At 64.8% G+C, this 17,193-nt stretch carries 17 protein-coding genes; 11 read left to right on the top strand and 6 right to left on the bottom strand.

Annotated features, from left to right (window positions below; all coding sequences use genetic code 11):
- Positions 1-67: 67 nt before the first annotated feature.
- The 3 genes from QW868_RS10965 to QW868_RS10955 all read right to left on the bottom strand — a co-directional run bounded on the left by QW868_RS10965 (position 68) and on the right by QW868_RS10955 (position 3,832).
- Positions 68-961 (bottom strand): branched-chain amino acid ABC transporter permease, encoded by an 894-nt coding sequence (locus tag QW868_RS10965; RefSeq protein ID WP_315739000.1) that lies wholly within the window; start codon positions 959-961, stop codon positions 68-70.
- 121 nt (positions 962-1,082) lie between these two features.
- Positions 1,083-3,014 (bottom strand): long-chain fatty acid--CoA ligase, encoded by a 1,932-nt coding sequence (locus QW868_RS10960; RefSeq protein ID WP_316230548.1) that lies wholly within the window; start codon positions 3,012-3,014, stop codon positions 1,083-1,085.
- Positions 3,011-3,832, bottom strand: a complete 822-nt coding sequence (locus QW868_RS10955) for an ABC transporter ATP-binding protein (RefSeq protein WP_315712912.1) — start codon at positions 3,830-3,832, stop codon at positions 3,011-3,013. Before QW868_RS10955 ends, QW868_RS10960 begins: the two co-directional genes overlap by 4 nt.
- Positions 3,833-4,162: 330 nt before the next feature.
- Here QW868_RS10955 and QW868_RS10950 point away from each other — a divergent pair, with 330 nt between their 5' ends.
- The 3 genes from QW868_RS10950 to QW868_RS10940 all read left to right on the top strand — a co-directional run bounded on the left by QW868_RS10950 (position 4,163) and on the right by QW868_RS10940 (position 6,993).
- Positions 4,163-4,837, top strand: coding sequence for a Crp/Fnr family transcriptional regulator (locus tag QW868_RS10950; RefSeq protein ID WP_315738997.1), 675 nt, complete (start codon positions 4,163-4,165; stop codon positions 4,835-4,837).
- A gap of 136 nt (positions 4,838-4,973) precedes the next feature.
- Complete coding sequence (gene gmd / locus QW868_RS10945) at positions 4,974-6,056, top strand: GDP-mannose 4,6-dehydratase (RefSeq protein WP_316180285.1); 1,083 nt, start codon at positions 4,974-4,976, stop codon at positions 6,054-6,056.
- The gene (locus QW868_RS10940; RefSeq protein WP_316230547.1) at positions 6,040-6,993 is read left to right on the top strand and encodes a GDP-L-fucose synthase; all 954 of its coding nucleotides are present in this window, start codon (positions 6,040-6,042) and stop codon (positions 6,991-6,993) included. Before gmd ends, QW868_RS10940 begins: the two co-directional genes overlap by 17 nt.
- Positions 6,994-7,073: 80 nt before the next feature.
- Here QW868_RS10940 and QW868_RS10935 read toward each other — a convergent pair whose 3' ends face one another.
- Positions 7,074-7,991, bottom strand: coding sequence for an AraC family transcriptional regulator (locus QW868_RS10935; protein ID WP_315777189.1), 918 nt, complete (start codon positions 7,989-7,991; stop codon positions 7,074-7,076).
- 138 nt (positions 7,992-8,129) lie between these two features.
- Between QW868_RS10935 and QW868_RS10930 the strand changes: the two genes are divergently transcribed.
- Complete coding sequence (locus tag QW868_RS10930) at positions 8,130-8,885, top strand: SDR family NAD(P)-dependent oxidoreductase (protein WP_315782799.1); 756 nt, start codon at positions 8,130-8,132, stop codon at positions 8,883-8,885.
- Positions 8,886-8,910: 25 nt separating this feature from the next.
- Positions 8,911-9,705, top strand: a complete 795-nt coding sequence (locus QW868_RS10925; RefSeq protein WP_315738992.1) for an N-acyl homoserine lactonase family protein — start codon at positions 8,911-8,913, stop codon at positions 9,703-9,705.
- 12 nt (positions 9,706-9,717) lie between these two features.
- Here QW868_RS10925 and QW868_RS10920 read toward each other — a convergent pair whose 3' ends face one another.
- The gene (locus QW868_RS10920) at positions 9,718-10,560 is read right to left on the bottom strand and encodes a uroporphyrinogen-III synthase (RefSeq protein ID WP_315738991.1); all 843 of its coding nucleotides are present in this window, start codon (positions 10,558-10,560) and stop codon (positions 9,718-9,720) included.
- Positions 10,561-10,716: 156 nt separating this feature from the next.
- On the opposite strand from QW868_RS10920, the gene purU reads away from it, so the two are divergent.
- Entirely contained in the window at positions 10,717-11,580 is an 864-nt protein-coding gene (gene purU / locus QW868_RS10915) for a formyltetrahydrofolate deformylase (RefSeq protein ID WP_315738990.1), read from the top strand.
- 15 nt (positions 11,581-11,595) lie between these two features.
- Here purU and QW868_RS10910 read toward each other — a convergent pair whose 3' ends face one another.
- Complete coding sequence (locus QW868_RS10910) at positions 11,596-11,847, bottom strand: hypothetical protein (RefSeq protein WP_315738989.1); 252 nt, start codon at positions 11,845-11,847, stop codon at positions 11,596-11,598.
- 332 nt (positions 11,848-12,179) lie between these two features.
- Here QW868_RS10910 and QW868_RS10905 point away from each other — a divergent pair, with 332 nt between their 5' ends.
- The 5 genes from QW868_RS10905 to QW868_RS10885 all read left to right on the top strand — a co-directional run bounded on the left by QW868_RS10905 (position 12,180) and on the right by QW868_RS10885 (position 16,970).
- Complete coding sequence (locus QW868_RS10905; protein WP_315712906.1) at positions 12,180-13,358, top strand: ABC transporter substrate-binding protein; 1,179 nt, start codon at positions 12,180-12,182, stop codon at positions 13,356-13,358.
- A gap of 238 nt (positions 13,359-13,596) precedes the next feature.
- Entirely contained in the window at positions 13,597-14,466 is an 870-nt protein-coding gene (locus tag QW868_RS10900; RefSeq protein WP_315738988.1) for a branched-chain amino acid ABC transporter permease, read from the top strand.
- A 7-nt stretch (positions 14,467-14,473) separates the two neighbouring features.
- Entirely contained in the window at positions 14,474-15,511 is a 1,038-nt protein-coding gene (locus QW868_RS10895; RefSeq protein WP_315738987.1) for a branched-chain amino acid ABC transporter permease, read from the top strand.
- Positions 15,508-16,254, top strand: coding sequence for an ABC transporter ATP-binding protein (locus QW868_RS10890; RefSeq protein WP_315738986.1), 747 nt, complete (start codon positions 15,508-15,510; stop codon positions 16,252-16,254). Before QW868_RS10895 ends, QW868_RS10890 begins: the two co-directional genes overlap by 4 nt.
- On the top strand, positions 16,254-16,970 hold the full coding sequence (locus QW868_RS10885) for an ABC transporter ATP-binding protein (RefSeq protein WP_315782789.1): 717 nt from the start codon (positions 16,254-16,256) through the stop codon (positions 16,968-16,970). The genes QW868_RS10890 and QW868_RS10885 overlap by 1 nt, the downstream gene beginning before the upstream one ends.
- Positions 16,971-17,193: the final 223 nt, after the last annotated feature.

Genomic DNA, 17,193 nt, shown 5'->3' with positions numbered 1-17,193 from the left:
TCGCCCTTCTTTTTTGTTTGAGCATGATCGTTACCGAAAACGGGCCTCCACTTTTCGGCGATCATGCTCATATCCGCTCGATGTCTTTGGTGCCGAACAGGCCATAGGGCTTGATCATCAGGATGATGATCAGGACGTAGAACGGCGCGATCTCGTAGAGATTGCCCCAGTGCAGATACTGGCTGTCGACATATTGCGCGATGTTCTCCAAGAGGCCGATGATGATGCCGCCGAGCACGGCGCCGCCGACGGAGTCGAGGCCGCCGAGTATCGCCGCCGGAAACACCTTGATGCCGTAGGCCGACAGGCCGGAGGAGACGCCGTTGACCACGGCGACGACGACGCCGGCCACGGCGGAGACAGTCGCCGAGATCGCCCAGGCCATCGCGAACACGTTCTTCACGGAGATGCCGAGCGACTGCGCGACCTGCTGGTTGAAGGCGGTGGCCCGCATCGCAAGGCCGTATTTGGAAGCCTTGAAGAACCACGCCATGCCAAGCATCATCAGGACCGACACCACGAGGCTCATGACATAGACCGTTTGGATTTGCAGTCCGAACAGGTCGACGGACGTGCTGGCGAACACCGGCGGGAACGGCTGCGGGTTGACGCCGAACATCCATTTCAGCGCCGCCTGGAACACGGTCGACAGACCGATCGTGACCATGATGACGGAGATGATGGGCTCGCCGATCATCGGCCGGAGGATCACGACCTGGATCACGATGCCGAACGCGAACATGAAGACCAGCGTGAGCGGCATGCCCACCCAGAACGGCACTTGATATTTCGTCAGCAATGCCCAGCACACCCAGGCGCCGATCAGGAGCAGCTCGCCTTGCGCGAAATTGACGACCTGCGTCGCCTTGTAGATCAGCACGAACGACATCGCGACCACGCCGTAGAGCGTGCCGACCACGAGGCCGTTGACGAGGAGTTGGAGGAGGAAGGCGGTGTTCATGATCGGTCTCACTCGTCATCGCCGGGCTTGACCCGGCGATCCATCGCATCAGAGATTTTCGCAATAGGATGGATGCGCGGGTCGAGCCCGCGCATGACGATCTCATGTGACGGAAGACTCATCACTCCGCGGCCTCCGCCATGGGTCCATGGCCGCCGAGGTCGACGACCTTCAGCGTGGTGCGGATGCGCTGGGTGGTGCCGTCCTGGAAGCGGATGACGGTGTCCACCGGGATGTCCGGCTTGCCGCCATAGATCCCGTCGATGATGCCGGCGTATTTCTCGTTGATGACGCTGCGGCGGACTTTGCGGGTGCGGGTCAGCTCGCCGTCGTCGGCGTCGAGCTCCTTGTAGAGCAGGAGGAAGCGGGCGATGCGCTGCGCCGGGGGCAAGGTCGCGTTGACCGTTTCCACTTCCCGCTGCAGCAGCGCATAGACCTCGTTGCGCGAGGCGAGATCGGAGTAGGTGGTGAACGCGATGCGGTTCTTCTCCGCCCATTTCGAGATGATCGAGTAGCGGATGCAGATCATCGCCGCCAGATGCTCGCGGCCGGCACCGAGCACGACGGCTTCCGCAATGTAGGGCGAGAATTTCAGCTTGTTCTCGATATATTGCGGCGAGAAGCGTTCGCCGCGTGCGGTCTCGGCGAGATCCTTGATGCGGTCGATGACGACGAGCTGCTTCTCTCGGTTGAAATAGCCGGCATCGCCCGAGTGCATCCAACCGTCCTTGACGTCGGCGGTCGAGGCCTCCGGGTTCTTGTAGTAGCCCAAGAACATGTTCGGGTGGCGCACCAGGATCTCGCCGATGCCCTGGCTGTCGGGCTGGTCGATCTTGATCTCGATGTCCTGGGACATCGGCACGCCGGTCGTGTCGGGATCGACCTTGTCGTCGGGGTGCAGCGTGTAGGCCCCGAGCAGCTCGGTCTGGCCGTAGAGCGTGCGCAGGGGCACGCCCATGGCGCGGAAGAACTTGAACGTGTCGGGCCCGAGCGCGGCGCCGCCGGTGGCGGCCGAGCGTAGCCGGGTGAAGCCGAGCCGGTCGCGCAGCGCACGGAACAGCAGCAGATCGGCAAAGCTCGAATGCTGACCCTTCTCCAGCGCGGCGAGGCCGGTCGACATGCCCAGATGATAGAGCCGCTGCTTCAGCGGCGAGGCGTCCATGACGGCGGCACGAACGTCGGCCGCGATCTGCTCCCACACCCTTGGTGCGAACAGCACGAAGGTCGGCGCGATCTCGCGGAAGTCGTTCATCATCGTATCCGGCTCTTCGACGAAGTTGACCTTCATCCGGCAGAGCAGACCTTTGCCGAGCACATAGACCTGTTCCATGATCCAGGGCAGCGGCAGCACCGAGACGTATTCATCGTTGGGGCCTTTGGGATCGAAGCTGAGATAGGTGGCGCAGTGTTTCAGCACGCGCGCCGCCGAGAGCATCGCGAGCTTGGGATGCGATGTCGTGCCCGAGGTGGTGCAGAGGATCGCGACGTCATCGCCGTTTGTCGCATCGACCATGTGGTCGTAGAGGCCGGGCTCGCGCGCCGCTCTGTTGCGGCCGAGCTCGGCGAGCTTGTCGGCCGGCAGCAGCCGGGGATCGTCATATTTGCGCATGCCGCGCGGATCGGAATAGACGATGTGCTTGAGCGCCGGCACGCGGTCGGCGAGGTTCAAGAGCTTGTCGACCTGCTCCTCGTCCTCGGCGAAGACCAGCCGCGCCTCGCCATAGTTCAAGAGATAGGCGGCCTCGTCATCGAGCACGTCGCGATAGAGACCCAGGCTCAAGGCCCGGATCGCGTGGGTCGCGATTTCGGCAGCGACCCAGTCCGGCCGGTTGTCGCCGATGATTCCGATCACATCGTCCTTGCCGAGGCCGAGCTCCACCATGCCGAGCGCGAAATCGCGCACGCGCGCCTGGTAGTCGGCCCAGGTGAAGGTGCGCCACAGCCCGAGATTCTTCTCGCGCAGCGCAATCTCCTTGCCGTGCTCGCTTGCATTGAGGCGCAGCAGCTTCGGATAGGTGTCGGCCTGCCGGACGCGCCCTGCATAGTCCATCATGCCGCGTCCTCCGCGATGGACGGCGCCTCGTCGGGATCGACCAGCAGCTCGTCCTCCTCGCCGAGATAGGCGCGCTTGACGTGGGGATCGGCGAGCACGGCGGCCGGGTCGCCTTCGGCGATCTTGCGGCCGAAATCGAGCACCATGACGCGATGGGAGATGTCCATGACCACGCCCATGTCGTGCTCGATCATCACGACCGTCATGCCGAATTCCTCGTTGAGGTCGACGATGTAGCGCGCCATGTCCTCCTTCTCCTCGAAGTTCATGCCGGCCATCGGCTCGTCGAGAAGGATGAGATGCGGCTCGAGCGCCATCGCGCGCGCGAGCTCGACGCGCTTGCGCAAACCGTAGGAGAGGGTGCCGGCCGGCGCCTTGCGCACCGACTGCAGGTCGAGGAAGTCGATGATCTGCTCGACCTTCTCCCGATGCTTCAACTCCTCCCGCCGTGCGCCGGTGAGCCAGTAGAGCGAGCCGGTGAGGAAGTTGTTCTTCAAGAGGTGATGCCGCCCGACCATGATGTTGTCGAGCACGCTCATGTGGTGGAACAGCGCGAGGTTCTGGAAGGTGCGGCCGATGCCGATGTTGGCGCGCGCGCTCGGCGGCAGGCCGGTGATGTCGCGGCCGCGATGGAACAGGCGGCCCTCGGTCGGCTTGTAGCGGCCGGAGATGCAGTTGACGATCGAGGTCTTGCCGGCGCCGTTGGGGCCGATGATCGAGAACAGCTCGCCTTCGCGCACGCCGAAGCTGACGTCGGTCAGGGCTCTCACCCCACCGAAACGCAGCGAGACTCCGCGCGCTTCCAACGTATAGTCCAAGTCGTCCTCCCGAACTGTCTTCGGCGCTTGGCGCGCTCTTCAGGCATTGTGTCGTGCGACGTTGAGTTCGTCGCATCGGTTGCAATCCTATCCCGGGCATCGGTTCCGCGCCATCCGACGAATGACGGGCCACCCGAGCGGGTGCATTTTGCCGCATCTCAGGCGCGCGTCATCCCGTCCCAGGATGCGCGAGTCGAAGGCGGTGGTCCTCGATAGGGGAAAGCGCTATCAGGAACTGTCTTGCGCCTGACATTTCCCAGGCAAATTTCACCGCAGGATTGTTGCGATGCAATATGATCGCCGCGAGCTTCGACGAGACGAGATGACGGCTTGATCTCTTCCGATACCCTTCTGCGCATCGCGCCATGGTCCTGCCATTTGAAGCCCGAGGAAATCGACACCGCCTCGTCCGGCATCGTCGAGCGTTCCTATGCGGCCAACGAGCACATCTTCGTTCGCGGCGACCCGTTCGAATACTGGACCGGCATCGTCACCGGCCTGGCCCGCATGAGCACGGTGTCACGCGGCGGCAAAGCCACCACCTTCGCCGGCATGTCGGCGGGCGCCTGGTTCGGCGAGGGCAGCGTGCTGAAGAACGAGCCGCGCCGCTATGATGTCGTGGCACTGCGCGATACGCGCGTCGCGCTGATGGAGCGGCCGACCTTCATGTGGCTGTTCGAGAACAGCGTCGGCTTCAACCGCTTCCTCGTCACCCAGCTCAACGAGCGGCTCGGCCAGTTCATCGGCCTGGTCGAAGTCGGCCGCACCTTGGATGCGACGGCGCGGCTCGCCCGCAGCATCGCTTCGCTGTTCAACCCGATCCTCTACCCGAATACGACCCGTCACCTGGAGATCACCCAGGAGGAGATTGGCGCGCTCTCGGGCCTGTCGCGGCAGAATGCCAATCAATGCCTGAAGACGCTGGAGCGCGAAGGCCTGCTGCGCGTGGAATATGGCGGAGTGACGGTCATCGATCTCGACAGCCTGCGCTGTTACGGGGATTAGATTCCGCTTTTCGCAGGCAGGCCCCTTCAGGGTCTATCCGGCGCTGGTTCGTCGTTGAGCTTGACCCGCGGCCTCGGCTGTGGACTGCTCACCGGGAACTCCGGCCTTGAAGGGCCGAGACGGTGTTGGAGTGAGTATGGCGGGGCAGGATTGCAGCGGTCGCGTGGCGCTGATTACGGGCGTCACCGGCCAGGATGGCGCTTATTTGGCCGAATATCTGCTCGGCCTCGGCTACACCGTGCACGGCATCAAGCGGCGGTCGTCATCCTTCAATACCGCGCGGGTCGATCATCTTTACCAGGATCCGCACGAAGGCAACGTGCCGTTCCTGCTGCATTACGGCGACATGACCGATTCCACCAACCTGATCCGGCTGGTGCAGCAGATCCGCCCCGACGAGATCTACAATCTCGCCGCCCAGAGCCATGTCGGCGTCAGCTTCGAGAGCCCGGAATACACGGCCAATGCCGATGCGCTCGGGGTTCTGCGCTTGTTGGAAGCCATTCGCATTCTCGGCATGGAGAAGCAGACGCGCTTCTACCAGGCCTCGACCTCGGAGCTGTACGGTCTGGTGCAGGAGATCCCGCAGCGGGAGACCACGCCGTTCTATCCGCGCTCGCCCTACGGCTGCGCCAAGCTCTATGGCTACTGGATCACCGTGAACTATCGCGAGGCCTATGGGATGTTCGCCTGCAACGGCATCCTGTTCAACCATGAGAGCCCGATCCGTGGCGAGACCTTCGTGACCCGCAAGATCACCCGCGGCGTCGCCCGCATCGAGATTGGCCTGGAGGAGACGATCTATCTCGGCAATCTCGAGGCCAAGCGCGACTGGGGCCATGCCCGCGATTATGTCGAGGGCATGCATCGCATCCTGCAGGCCGATACGCCCGACGATTTTGTGCTGGCGACCGGTGAGGCCCATTCGGTGCGCGAGCTGGTCGAGCTCGCCTTCGCCGAGGTCGATCGCCGCATCGAATGGCGCGGCGAGGGGGTCGAGGAGACCGGGATCGACGCTAAGTCCGGCAAGGCGGTGGTGCGGATCGACCCGACCTATTTCCGCCCGACCGAGGTCGACCTCTTGATCGGCGATTGCAGCAAGGCGCGCGACAAGCTCGGCTGGAAACCGAGGACGAGCTTCGCCGAGCTGGTCAAGGAAATGGTCGCCAGCGATCTATGCGCCGCACGGCGGGAGGCGAGCATTGGCAACGCCGTTTGATCTCGGCGGCAAGCGTGTCTTCGTCACGGGCCATCGCGGCATGGTCGGCAGCGCGCTGGTGCGGCGGCTGGCGAGCGAAGGCGTCGAGCTGCTGACGGTGCCGCGCAGCGAGGTCGATCTGCGCGATCAGGCGGCCGTGTTCGCATGGTTCGCGCGCGCCAGGCCGCAGGTCGTGTTCCTCGCTGCGGCGAAGGTCGGCGGCATCGTCGCCAACAACACGCTGCGCGCCGAGTTCATCTACGACAACATCGCGATTGCTGCCAATGTCATCCACGCCGCGCATGTGAACGGCGCCGAGAAGCTGATGTTTCTCGGCTCGTCCTGCATCTATCCCAAGCTCGCCCCCCAGCCGTTGCGCGAGGACGCGATGCTGACCGGGCCGTTGGAGCCGACCAACGAGCCCTATGCGATTGCCAAGATCGCCGGCATCAAGATGGTCGAGGCCTATCGCAGCCAGTACGGCGCCGACTTCATCAACGTGATGCCGACCAATCTCTATGGTCCCGGCGACAACTACCATCCTGAATACAGCCACGTCGTCGCGGCGCTGATCCGCCGCTTCCACGAGGCCAGGCTTGCCGATGCACCCGAGGTGGTCGTCTGGGGCACGGGAACGCCGCGGCGCGAATTCCTCTATGTCGACGACATGGCGGATGCCTGCGTGCATCTGATGAAGACCTATTCGGATTCGGAGCTGGTCAACATCGGCACCGGCGAGGACATCACGATCGCCGATTTCGCGCGCGTCGTTGCAGCGGCCGTCGGCTACACAGGAGCCATCGGCTTCGATACCTCAAGGCCCGACGGCACGCCGCGCAAGCTGCTCGACGTGTCACGGCTCTCGAAGCTGGGCTGGCGCGCCACGACCTCGCTTCAGGACGGCCTCGCGCGTGCGTATCAGTCGTTCCTCAAGGAGACGGGGCATGGCGCAGAGTAACATCCGTCCTTGCGAGCCGCGGCAGCGTCGAAGCCGTCCAGGACCGAACGTGAGACGCTGACTTGCTCCGCGAACCCCTGTCATTCGGCCGCGCGTCCCTCGGCGGCTCCTTGCACAGCCCCTATCTTGCTGCGCACCGCCTTGATCTCGCGCACCGGCGACGAGCCGAACATCCGGCCGTATTCGCGCGTGAACTGCGGCACACTCTCATAGCCGACGGCAAAGGCCGCGCTGCCTGCGGTCATGCCCTCCGCCAGCATAAGCCGTCGCGCCTCGATCAGCCGAAGCTGCTTCTGGAACTGGAGCGGCGACAGTGAGGTGAGGCTGCGGAAGTGCTGGTGGAATGACGACGGGCTCATGCCCGCGACGGCCGCCAATTGCTCGACCCGCAAGGGCCGTGCAAACTCGGTGCGCAGCACGGCCACTGCGCGTGCGATACGCTGCGCGTGGCCATCCGGCCAGCCGAGACGACGGATCGCCGTTCCATGCCGGCCGGTCAACAGCCAGTAGTGCATCTCGCGCAACAACTGTCCCCGCAGCACCGGTATCGATTCCGGACGATCGAGCAAGCGCATCAGACGTAGTGCAGCGTCGGCCACCTCGCGATCGGTCGGGTCGACTCGGACCGGCGTTTGGTCGTCTCCGCCGGCGTCATCCATCTGTGCCGAGAGATCGGTGAGAATCGCCGGATCGAGCTCGAGCACGAGCGAGAGATAGGGCGCCGCGATGCTTGCGCGCGTGATCTGGCTGACGGTCGGCACGTCGGCCGTGATCAACAGCGAATCCCCAGCGGAAAAGCCGAAGCCCTGGCCGCCCATCGTGACATGCTTGCTCCCCTGCACGACGAGGCAGACCAGCGGCCGCGAGATCGCGTAGAGGAGGCCGCTGGGCGCGGTCGCCCGTACGGTCATCAGGCCCGGGATTGGTGTTTGGCCAATACCGGCACCGTCGGCATGGGCTTCGGCGTGGCGGCCCACGGCGTGAAGGAGCGTGCTCATCATGGTCCGAGCCTAATCGGTCGACGCCGGCGATGCACCGCATTTTGGAGGATTAGGCAAGAAGCGGCGAGCTTCCGGCAACAAAGGCGCGCGCGCCTGGTCGATATCGGGGTGGTCAAGACCGCAGGAGTTCAGACCATGACCAAGATTGCTCTCGTGACCGGTTCGAGCCGAGGCCTCGGCCGCAACGCCGCGCTCAACATCGCCCGCCGCGGTGGCGACGTCGTCCTCACCTACCAGTCCAGAGTGGACGACGCTCACGCGGTCATGGCGGAGATCGCTGCGCTGGGCCGCAAGGCTGTCGCCTTGCAACTGGACACCGGTGACGTCGCAGGTTTCATGTCGTTTGCCGAGCGGCTGCGGACCGCGTTGCGCGAGACCTGGGGCCGAGAGACGTTTGACCATCTCGTCAACAATGCCGGCCATGGCGACTATGCCTTGATCGGCCAGACCACTGAGGCGCAATTCGATCGCCTGGTCGACGTCCATTTCAAGGGCGTCTATTTCCTGACGCAGACATTGCTGCCATTGCTCGCCGATGGCGGCCGCATCGTCAACCTGTCCTCCGGCCTGACCCGTACGTCGTTTCCCGGTTACGCCGCCTATGCGGCGGTCAAAGGCGCGGTCGAGGTGCTGACCCGTTACATGGCGAAGGAATTGGGGGGCCGCGGGATCGCGGTCAACACGGTGGCGCCCGGCGCGATCGAGACCGATTTCGGCGGCGGGGTGGTTCGCGACAATCCCGAGATCAACAGGGTGTTTGCGGACATCACCGCGCTCGGCCGCGCCGGCCTGCCCGACGACATCGGGCCGATGATCGCGAGCCTGCTGTCGGAGGACAATCGCTGGGTCAACGCGCAGCGGATCGAAGTCTCGGGTGGACAAGGCATCTGAGACGAGCAAATCCGGGAGATCTCCCATGTCAGTTTCAGCAGGACCCGCCGGCACCATCGATCGGCTCTACGTGCTGGATGCCGGGCTCGCGGTCGCGCCTGATCGATCGGTTTATACGCCGGGACAGTGGGAGGGCGAACAGGTCACGTTGAGCTGCAATGCCTACCTGATCCATCGTGGCGGCGCCTGGATCATGTGGGATACCGGCATCGAGGATACGATCGCAGAGGAGGCCGGCGGCCGGATCATCGCCCACGGCATCAGGGGCGTCGTTGCGCGCCCGATCGTCAGCCAACTCGCCGATATCGGACTTGTGCCCGAGGATGTGGCGACGGTCATTCTGTCTCATGCGCATTTCGACCATGTCGGCAATGCGCGGCTGTTCGCGCATGCCACGTGGCACATCCAGCGGGACGAGCATCGGGCGATGTTCGGTCCCGACTATCGACAGCATGGCTATGTGCCTTTGCTTTATGAATGCCTGAGGCAGGCAAAGGTCGAACTGATGGACGGAGACCATGACATGTTCGGTGATGGTTCGATCCGTGTGATCGCGACCTCAGGACATACGCCAGGGCACAGTTCGCTGCTGGTCCGGCTCGCGAACACCGGGCCGATCCTGCTGTCAGGCGACGTTGCGCATGACCGCTACAACATGGAGCATCGCCGCGTGCCGACCATGAACGCCGATGCGGAGCAGTCGCAACGATCGATGGCGCGCGTCGATGCCGTCGTTCGGGCCGAGGGGGCGCAGCTCTGGATCAACCACGATATCGTGCAGAATGCGACGATCGCACACGCGCCGTCCTACTTCGATTGAGTTCCGGGCCGTTCAGCTCGTCGCCGTCCGCGGCGGCTTTCCACTGAGCGTCACCGCCATGGCCGAGATCAGCGGTTTCATGAAATAGGCCTCGCCCGCGGGCGTGATCGTCGGCGCAACGCCATGGGCATGCAGCTCCTCGGTGACCACAGGCCCCACGGAGGCGATCGGCGTGCGCGCCAGTCCCTGGCGCAGGCGGTCTTCGACGCCATGTGCCTTGGCGACGTCGAACAGCCGCCGCGGCTGGCCCGAGCTCGTCAGCGCGATCGCGTCGACCTTGCCGGCGATCATCTCGTCGATCGCGGTGAGGATGTTCGCATCCGCGGCCTTGGCGTCGTAGACGTAGGGCAGCACCGGATCGACCTCGGCGCCCGCGGCCGCGATGGCGCCGATCAGCGCCGCATGATCCTTGTCGGGATAGAGCTGGAGGCCGAGCCGGTGGCCTTTGAGGTCGAAGCGCGCCAACAATTCGGCGACGCCTTCCGACGTCGGCTTCTCGGTCGTGACCTGCGGCTCGAGCCCGAGCTCGCGCAAGGCGCGGCCCGGCTTGGGGCCGCGGGTGAACTTGCGGGCCTTGCGAAGCGCCGCGATGAATTCGGTCTCGAGCCCGATTCTCCGCACCACCGTCATCAACCGCCGCAGACCTTCGCCGGTCATCAGCACGAGATCATCCAACGGCCGCTCGATGCAGCGGCGGATCCAGGCTTCGATCGGCGCGGGGTCCGGCGCATCCTGGATCGTGAACATCGGACATTGCAGCACGTCGGCGCCTTGCTCGGCGAGCAGCCGCGAGAACTGCGCCTCCTCGCGGGTTTCCAGGATCAGGATGCGGTTGCCGGTCAGCCTGTCAGCCATGGCGATGCTCGAAGTTTGAGAGTTGATGTTTTGTTCATCCTGCCCCCGCGCCGAGCGTTGGCGCAAGGGCGTGGAGGGTGATAGAGCAGGGCCCGAACGGGCGCCAAGCCTGCCGCATCATTCATCCTCACATCATCCGCCCGGTACGTCATCGCCATGTCCGACCACCAGTATGTCCTGACCCTGTCCTGCCCGGATCGTCCCGGGATCGTCTCGGCCGTCTCCACCTTCCTCGCCCATAACGGCCAGAACATCCTCGATGCCCAGCAGTTCGGCGACTTCGAGACGGGGCACTTCTTCATGCGGGTGGTGTTCACGGCCGCCGATCTCGCCGTCAACCTGCCGGCGCTGCAGACCGGCTTCGCCGCGATCGCCGAGCGCTTTGCGATGGACTGGCAGATGCGTGACCGCGCCGGGCAGCGCCGGGTGATGCTGCTGGTGTCGAAGTTCGACCATTGTCTGGTCGACATCCTCTATCGCTGGCGCACCCGCGACCTCGCGATGATTCCGACCGCCATCGTCTCCAACCATCCGCGGGAGACCTATGCCGGGCTCGATTTCGGCGACATCCCGTTCCACCACATGCCGGTGACCAAGGACACCAAGCGCGACCAGGAGCAGGCGATCCTGAAGCTGGTCGATGAGACGAAGACCGATCTCGTCGTGCTGGCGCGCTACATGCAGATCCTGTCGGACGAGATGTCGGCGAGCCTGTCGGGCCGCTGCATCAACATCCATCATTCGTTCCTGCCGGGCTTCAAGGGCGCAAAACCCTATCACCAGGCCTATGAGCGCGGCGTCAAGCTGATCGGCGCCACAGCTCACTACGTGACCCGGGATCTCGATGAGGGTCCGATCATCGACCAGGATGTCGAGCGCATCAGCCATCGCGACACGCCGGAGGACCTCGTGCGCAAGGGCCGCGACATCGAGCGGCGCGTGCTGGCGCGGGCGATCCGCTATCACCTCGAGGATCGCGTCATCCTCAACGGGCGCAAGACCGTCGTCTTCATGGATTGATGTCGCGACCGCCCGTCAGCGGCCGGGGACGGTCGCCTGCGCGTTGGCGTTCGACTGCGTCTCCTTGTCGCGTTCGGCGGCCGGCATCTGCCGCTGCCGCTCGCGCTCCTGCATGAAACGGTCGTATTCCGGGGTTCCTGGACGGGGCGGCGCACCGGCCGGCAGGCCGCCGGCCCATTGCGGCATCAGATCGCCCATCCCCGCGCCGACCTTCTCATTGATCGACGAGCAGCCGGCGAGGATCGGCCCGGCCACGGCCAGAAGCATCGTTGCGGCCGGAAAGAGCCTGGTCCGAGGGTGGCGTCTGGCCAGCATTGATGGGGGACCTTTCGTGCTGCGGGCGACCCGCGGCCCGGACCCTAACGATTTGCCATCAATTGGTAAAATTTGGCCGTTCGATGATGTCGGTATTAATATACCAATCACGGATTGGTGGTCCGTTGCGGAAACCTACCGTTCACGAAGCCTCCCATGATCGCCATTGACAACGGGGTCCCGAGTCCGCAGCGATGCGCCCGCGATATCGTGAACGAGATCGCACGGTTAAGACAACAATGGCCGGGGGCTGCGGTCCTGATCCGACCAGGGAGGTAGTTTCAATGTTCGTGCGAAGCAAGACACTGACGCTCGCCAGTGCGGCTCTTGCCGCGGCTGCGCTCGCGTCCGGTGCGGCGCGGGCCGAAGACGCATTCAAGATCGGCTTGATCGTGCCGATGACCGGCGGCCAGGCGTCGACCGGCAAGCAGATCGACAATGCCATCAAGCTCTATATGCAGCAGAACGGCGACACCGTCGCCGGCAAGAAGATCCAGGTCATCCTCAAGGACGACGCCGCGCTGCCCGACAACACCAAGCGTCTGGCGCAGGAGCTGATCGTCAACGACAAGGTCAACGTGATCGCCGGCTTCGGCGTGACGCCGGCGGCTTTCGCCGCCGCGCCGCTTGCCACCCAGGGCAAGATTCCGGAAGTCGTCATGGCCGCCGGCACCTCCATCATCACCGAGAAGTCGCCGTACATCGTCCGCACCAGCTTCACCCTGCCGCAGTCCTCCACCATCATCGGCGACTGGGCGGTCAAGAACGGCATCAAGAAGGTCGCCACCCTGACCTCGGACTACGCGCCGGGCAACGACGCGCTGGCCTCGTTCAAGGAGCATTTCACCGCCGGCGGCGGCGAGATCGTCGAGGAAATCAAGGTTCCGCTGGCGAACCCCGACTTCGCTCCCTTCCTGCAGCGCATGAAGGACGCCAAGCCGGACGCCATGTTCGTGTTCGTGCCGGCCGGCCAGGGCGGCAACTTCATGAAGCAATATGCCGAGCGCGGCCTCGACAAGAGCGGCATCAAGGTGATCGGACCGGGTGACGTCACCGACGACGACCTGCTCAACGACATGGGCGACGCCGTGCTCGGCGCCGTCACCGCGCACATCTATTCGGCGGCGCATCCGTCGGCGAAGAACAAGGAGTTCGTCGCGGCCTACAAGAAGGCGTTCAACAGCCGTCCAGGCTTCATGGCGGTCGGTGGCTACGACGGCATCCATCTGATCTACGAGGCGCTGAAGAAGACCGGTGGCAAGACCGACGGCGATTCCCTGATTGCTGCGATGAAGGGCATGGCCTGGGAGAGCCCGCGCGGTCCCATCTCGATCGATCCGGAGACGCGCGACATCGTTCAGAACGTCTACATCCGCAAGGTCGAGAAGGTCGACGGCGAGCTCTACAACGTCGAGTTCCAGACCTTCGACGCCGTCAAGGACCCGGGCAAGGCCAAGAAGTGACGCGATAGGCGTCATCTCAAGCGCGCACGGACCGTGCGCTCCTTCCCCCGCCTGCGGGGGAGGGCTGGGGTGGGGGCACCCCACGGCACACGCGTCGTGTGGAGAGATTTCCCCCACCCGGATCACATCGTTCCGATGCGATCCGACCTCCCCCGCAAGCGGGAGAGGCGCAGACCGAGCAAGCGTTGTATGCATGCCCTTCGGATGAAGGGATGACCGGGGACTGAAACTCGACTCCATGACCGCCATCCTCACCAACCTGTTCGACGGCGTCGCTTACGGCATGCTGCTGTTCGTGCTGGCCTGCGGGCTCGCCGTGACGCTCGGCCTGATGAACTTCGTCAACCTCGCCCACGGCGCCTTCGCCATGGCCGGCGGCTATGTCTGCGCCGTGCTCGTCAACCGAATGGGATGGCCGTTCTTCGCAGCGCTGCCGCTGGCCTTCGTCGCGAGCGCCATGATCGGCGCGCTGCTGGAGCGGACACTCTATCAGCATCTCTATGCGCGCAGCCATCTCGACCAGGTGCTGTTCTCGATCGGACTCGTCTTCATGACGGTGGCCGCTGTCGACTACATCATGGGCTCCTCGCGAATCTTCATCAAGCTGCCGGACGTGCTGCAGGGCCAGTTCGACGTCTTCGGCGTCGGCATCGGCCGCTACCGGCTGATGATCATCGTGATCTGCGGCCTGCTCACAGTGGGGCTGCAGCTGGTGCTCTCCAAGACGCGGTTCGGCAGCCGGCTGCGCGCCGCGGTCGATGATCCGCGCGCGGCGAGCGGCCTCGGCATCAACGTGCCGCAGGTGTTCGCCTTCACCTTCGCGTTCGGCTGCGGACTGGCCGGCCTCGGCGGCGCGCTCAGCGCCGAGATCCTCGGCCTCGATCCGTACTTCCCGCTCAAGTTCATGATCTACTTCCTGATTGTGGTCACCGTGGGCGGCTCGTCCTCGATCACCGGGCCGTTCCTGGCCTCGCTGCTGCTCGGCATCGGCGACGTTGCCGGCAAATATTACGTGCCGAAGCTTGGCCCTTTCGTCATCTACACCATCATGATCGTGATCCTGATCTGGCGCCCGAACGGTCTGTTCGGTCGCACGGCGACGCGGTGAGGATCGCATGACGACGAATGCACAAACCGAGGTCGGATTTCACGCCAGGCAGCACGGCCGCTGGCACTGGAGCGAGTTCGCCTTCTGGATCGTCGTGCTGGCGGTTGGCCTCGCGTTTCCATCGCGCTACCTGATCATGACCGAGATCCTGCGGCTGGCGCTGTTCGCTCTGTCGCTCGACCTGATCCTCGGTTACGCCGGCATCGTCTCGCTCGGGCACGCGGCCTTCTTCGGCGTCGGGGCCTATTGCGCGGGCCTGCTCTCGGTGCACGGCATCATCAATGAGCCGGTGCTGGCGCTGATCGTGGCGGGACTTGCCGCCACTGTGCTTGGCTTCGCCACCAGCTTCCTGGTCATCCGCGGTGTCGACCTGACGCGACTGATGGTGACGCTCGGCATCGCGCTCTTGATGGAGGCGCTGGCGGAGCGCTTTTCCAACATCACCGGCGGCACCGACGGTCTCCAGGGCATCGACATCCAGCCGATCTTCGGCGTGTTCGCCTTCGACATGTTCGGCAAGACGGGGTTCTTCTATGCGCTTGCGGTGCTGTTCGTGCTGTTTCTGCTGGCGCGGACGATCGTGCACTCGCCGTTCGGCCTGTCGCTGCGCGCGATCAAGAACAATCCGCTGCGGGCCGCCGCCGTCGGCATTCCCGTCAACAAGCGCCTGATCGCGATCTACACGGTCGCGGCGTTCTATGCTGGCATTGCCGGGGCGCTGTTCACCCAGACCACGGCACTGGCCTCGCTCGACGTGTTCTCGTTCGAGCGCTCCGCAGACCTGGTGCTGATGCTGGTCATCGGCGGCTCCGGCTATCTCTATGGCGGGCTGATCGGCGCCGCCGTGTTCCGGATGCTGCAGGAGCTGTTCCAGTGGATCACGCCGCAATACTGGATGTTCTGGATCGGCCTCGTGCTCGTCGTCATCGTGCTGGTGGGCCGCCACCGCATCCACGCCTATGCGCTGTGGTTGCCCAACCTCATCCTGCGCCAGATCGCCGGCCGCAAGGCCGCGGTGGCCCTCACCGATAACGAGGCGCCATGACCTACGCATTGGAAACCCGCGGCCTCGACAAGCATTTCGGCGGCCTTCACGTCACCCGCGACCTGTCGCTGCAGATCGTGCCGGGCGCGCGCCACGCGCTGATCGGCCCGAACGGCGCCGGCAAGACCACGGTCATCAATCAGCTCACCGGCGTGCTGGAGCCGAGTGCGGGGCGCATCCTGCTCGAAGGCCAGGACATCACGGATCTGCCGGTGCACAAGCGCGTGCTGCGCGGCCTGTCGCGCACCTTCCAGATCAATCAGCTCTATCCGGACCTGACGCCGCTGGAGACCATCGGGCTTGCCGTGTCCGAGCGCCTCGGCGGCGGCGGCAATTGGTGGCGGCGCATGGGCACGCGCGACGACATCAATGCCGAGATCGCCGAGACGCTGGAGAGCTTCCGCCTGCTCGACGTGATGAATGATCGTACCTCGACCTTGCCCTATGGCAAGCAGCGCCTGCTCGAGATCGCCGTCGCGATCGCCGCCAAGCCCCGCGTGCTGCTGCTCGACGAGCCCGCCGCCGGCGTGCCCGAGGGCGAGCGCAAGGACATTCTCGCCGCCGTCGCCGCGCTGCCGCGCGACGTGACGGTGCTGCTGATCGAGCACGACATGGATCTCGTCTTCTCCTTCGCCGACCGCATCTCGGTCCTGGTCTCCGGCGCTCTGCTGGTCGAAGGCACGCCGGACGAGGTCGCGCGCGATCCGCAGGTCAAGGCGGTCTATCTCGGCGAGGCTGCGTGATGACCGATCTGCTGACCATCGAGAACCTGCGCGCCGGCTACGGTCAGGCGGTCGTGCTGCCGAACATGTCGCTCAAGCTGCCCGAGGGACAGGTGCTGGCGCTGCTCGGCCGCAACGGCACCGGCAAGACGACGCTGATCAATTCCATCGTCGGCGTCACCCGCCGCTTCTCCGGCAAGCTGGCCTTGGCGGGCACCGACATCACGAGCCTGCGCGCCGATCAGCGCGCCCGTGCCGGCATCGGTTGGGTGCCGCAGGAGCGCAACATCTTCCGCTCGCTCACGGTGGAGGAAAACATGACCGCGGTGGCGCAGCCCGGCCCCTGGACGGTCGAGCGCGTCTACCAGATGTTTCCGCGGCTGAAGGAGCGCCGCAACAATTTCGGCAACCAGCTGTCGGGCGGCGAGCAGCAGATGCTGGCGATCGGCCGCGCGCTGACCCTGAACCCGAAGGTGCTGCTGCTGGATGAGCCGACCGAGGGCCTGGCGCCGATCATCGTCGAGGAGCTGCTGGCCGCGATCGGCACCATCAGCCGGGCCGGCGGGCTGTGCTCTGTTATCGTCGAGCAGCACGCGCAGAAGCTGCTCGCGCTGGCCGATCGTGTCGTCATCCTGGAGCGCGGCACTATCGTGCATGATGCACCGTCCAGCGCGTTGAAGGCCGATCCGGCGCCGCTTGAGCGGCATCTGGGGGTTGCGAGCGCGGCGGCGCATTGACCCGATCAACCGGCTCGACGGCAGCCGAGCAGCGTTATCTTCGGTTGCAGTTGTGATATGGTTCACGCACGCGGTGCGGGGGTCGATTGCGGTGTGCCGCGCCGCCTCTGCCACATTGGTATGCAGGATTCGCCATCGCAGGGAACGATCGTGAAGCGCCGACAAAGGGCAACCCGGCCCTTCCGCCTCGGCCCACCCGGAGACGGTCGCAAAATCACCCCTG

It is taken from the genome of Bradyrhizobium sp. SZCCHNR1051 (assembly GCF_032489615.1).
In the GTDB taxonomy this organism is placed as follows: Bacteria; Pseudomonadota; Alphaproteobacteria; order Rhizobiales; family Xanthobacteraceae; genus Bradyrhizobium.
The sequence above is the reverse complement of the archived record's forward strand: the minus strand, read 5'-3'. Positions and strand labels throughout refer to the sequence as shown.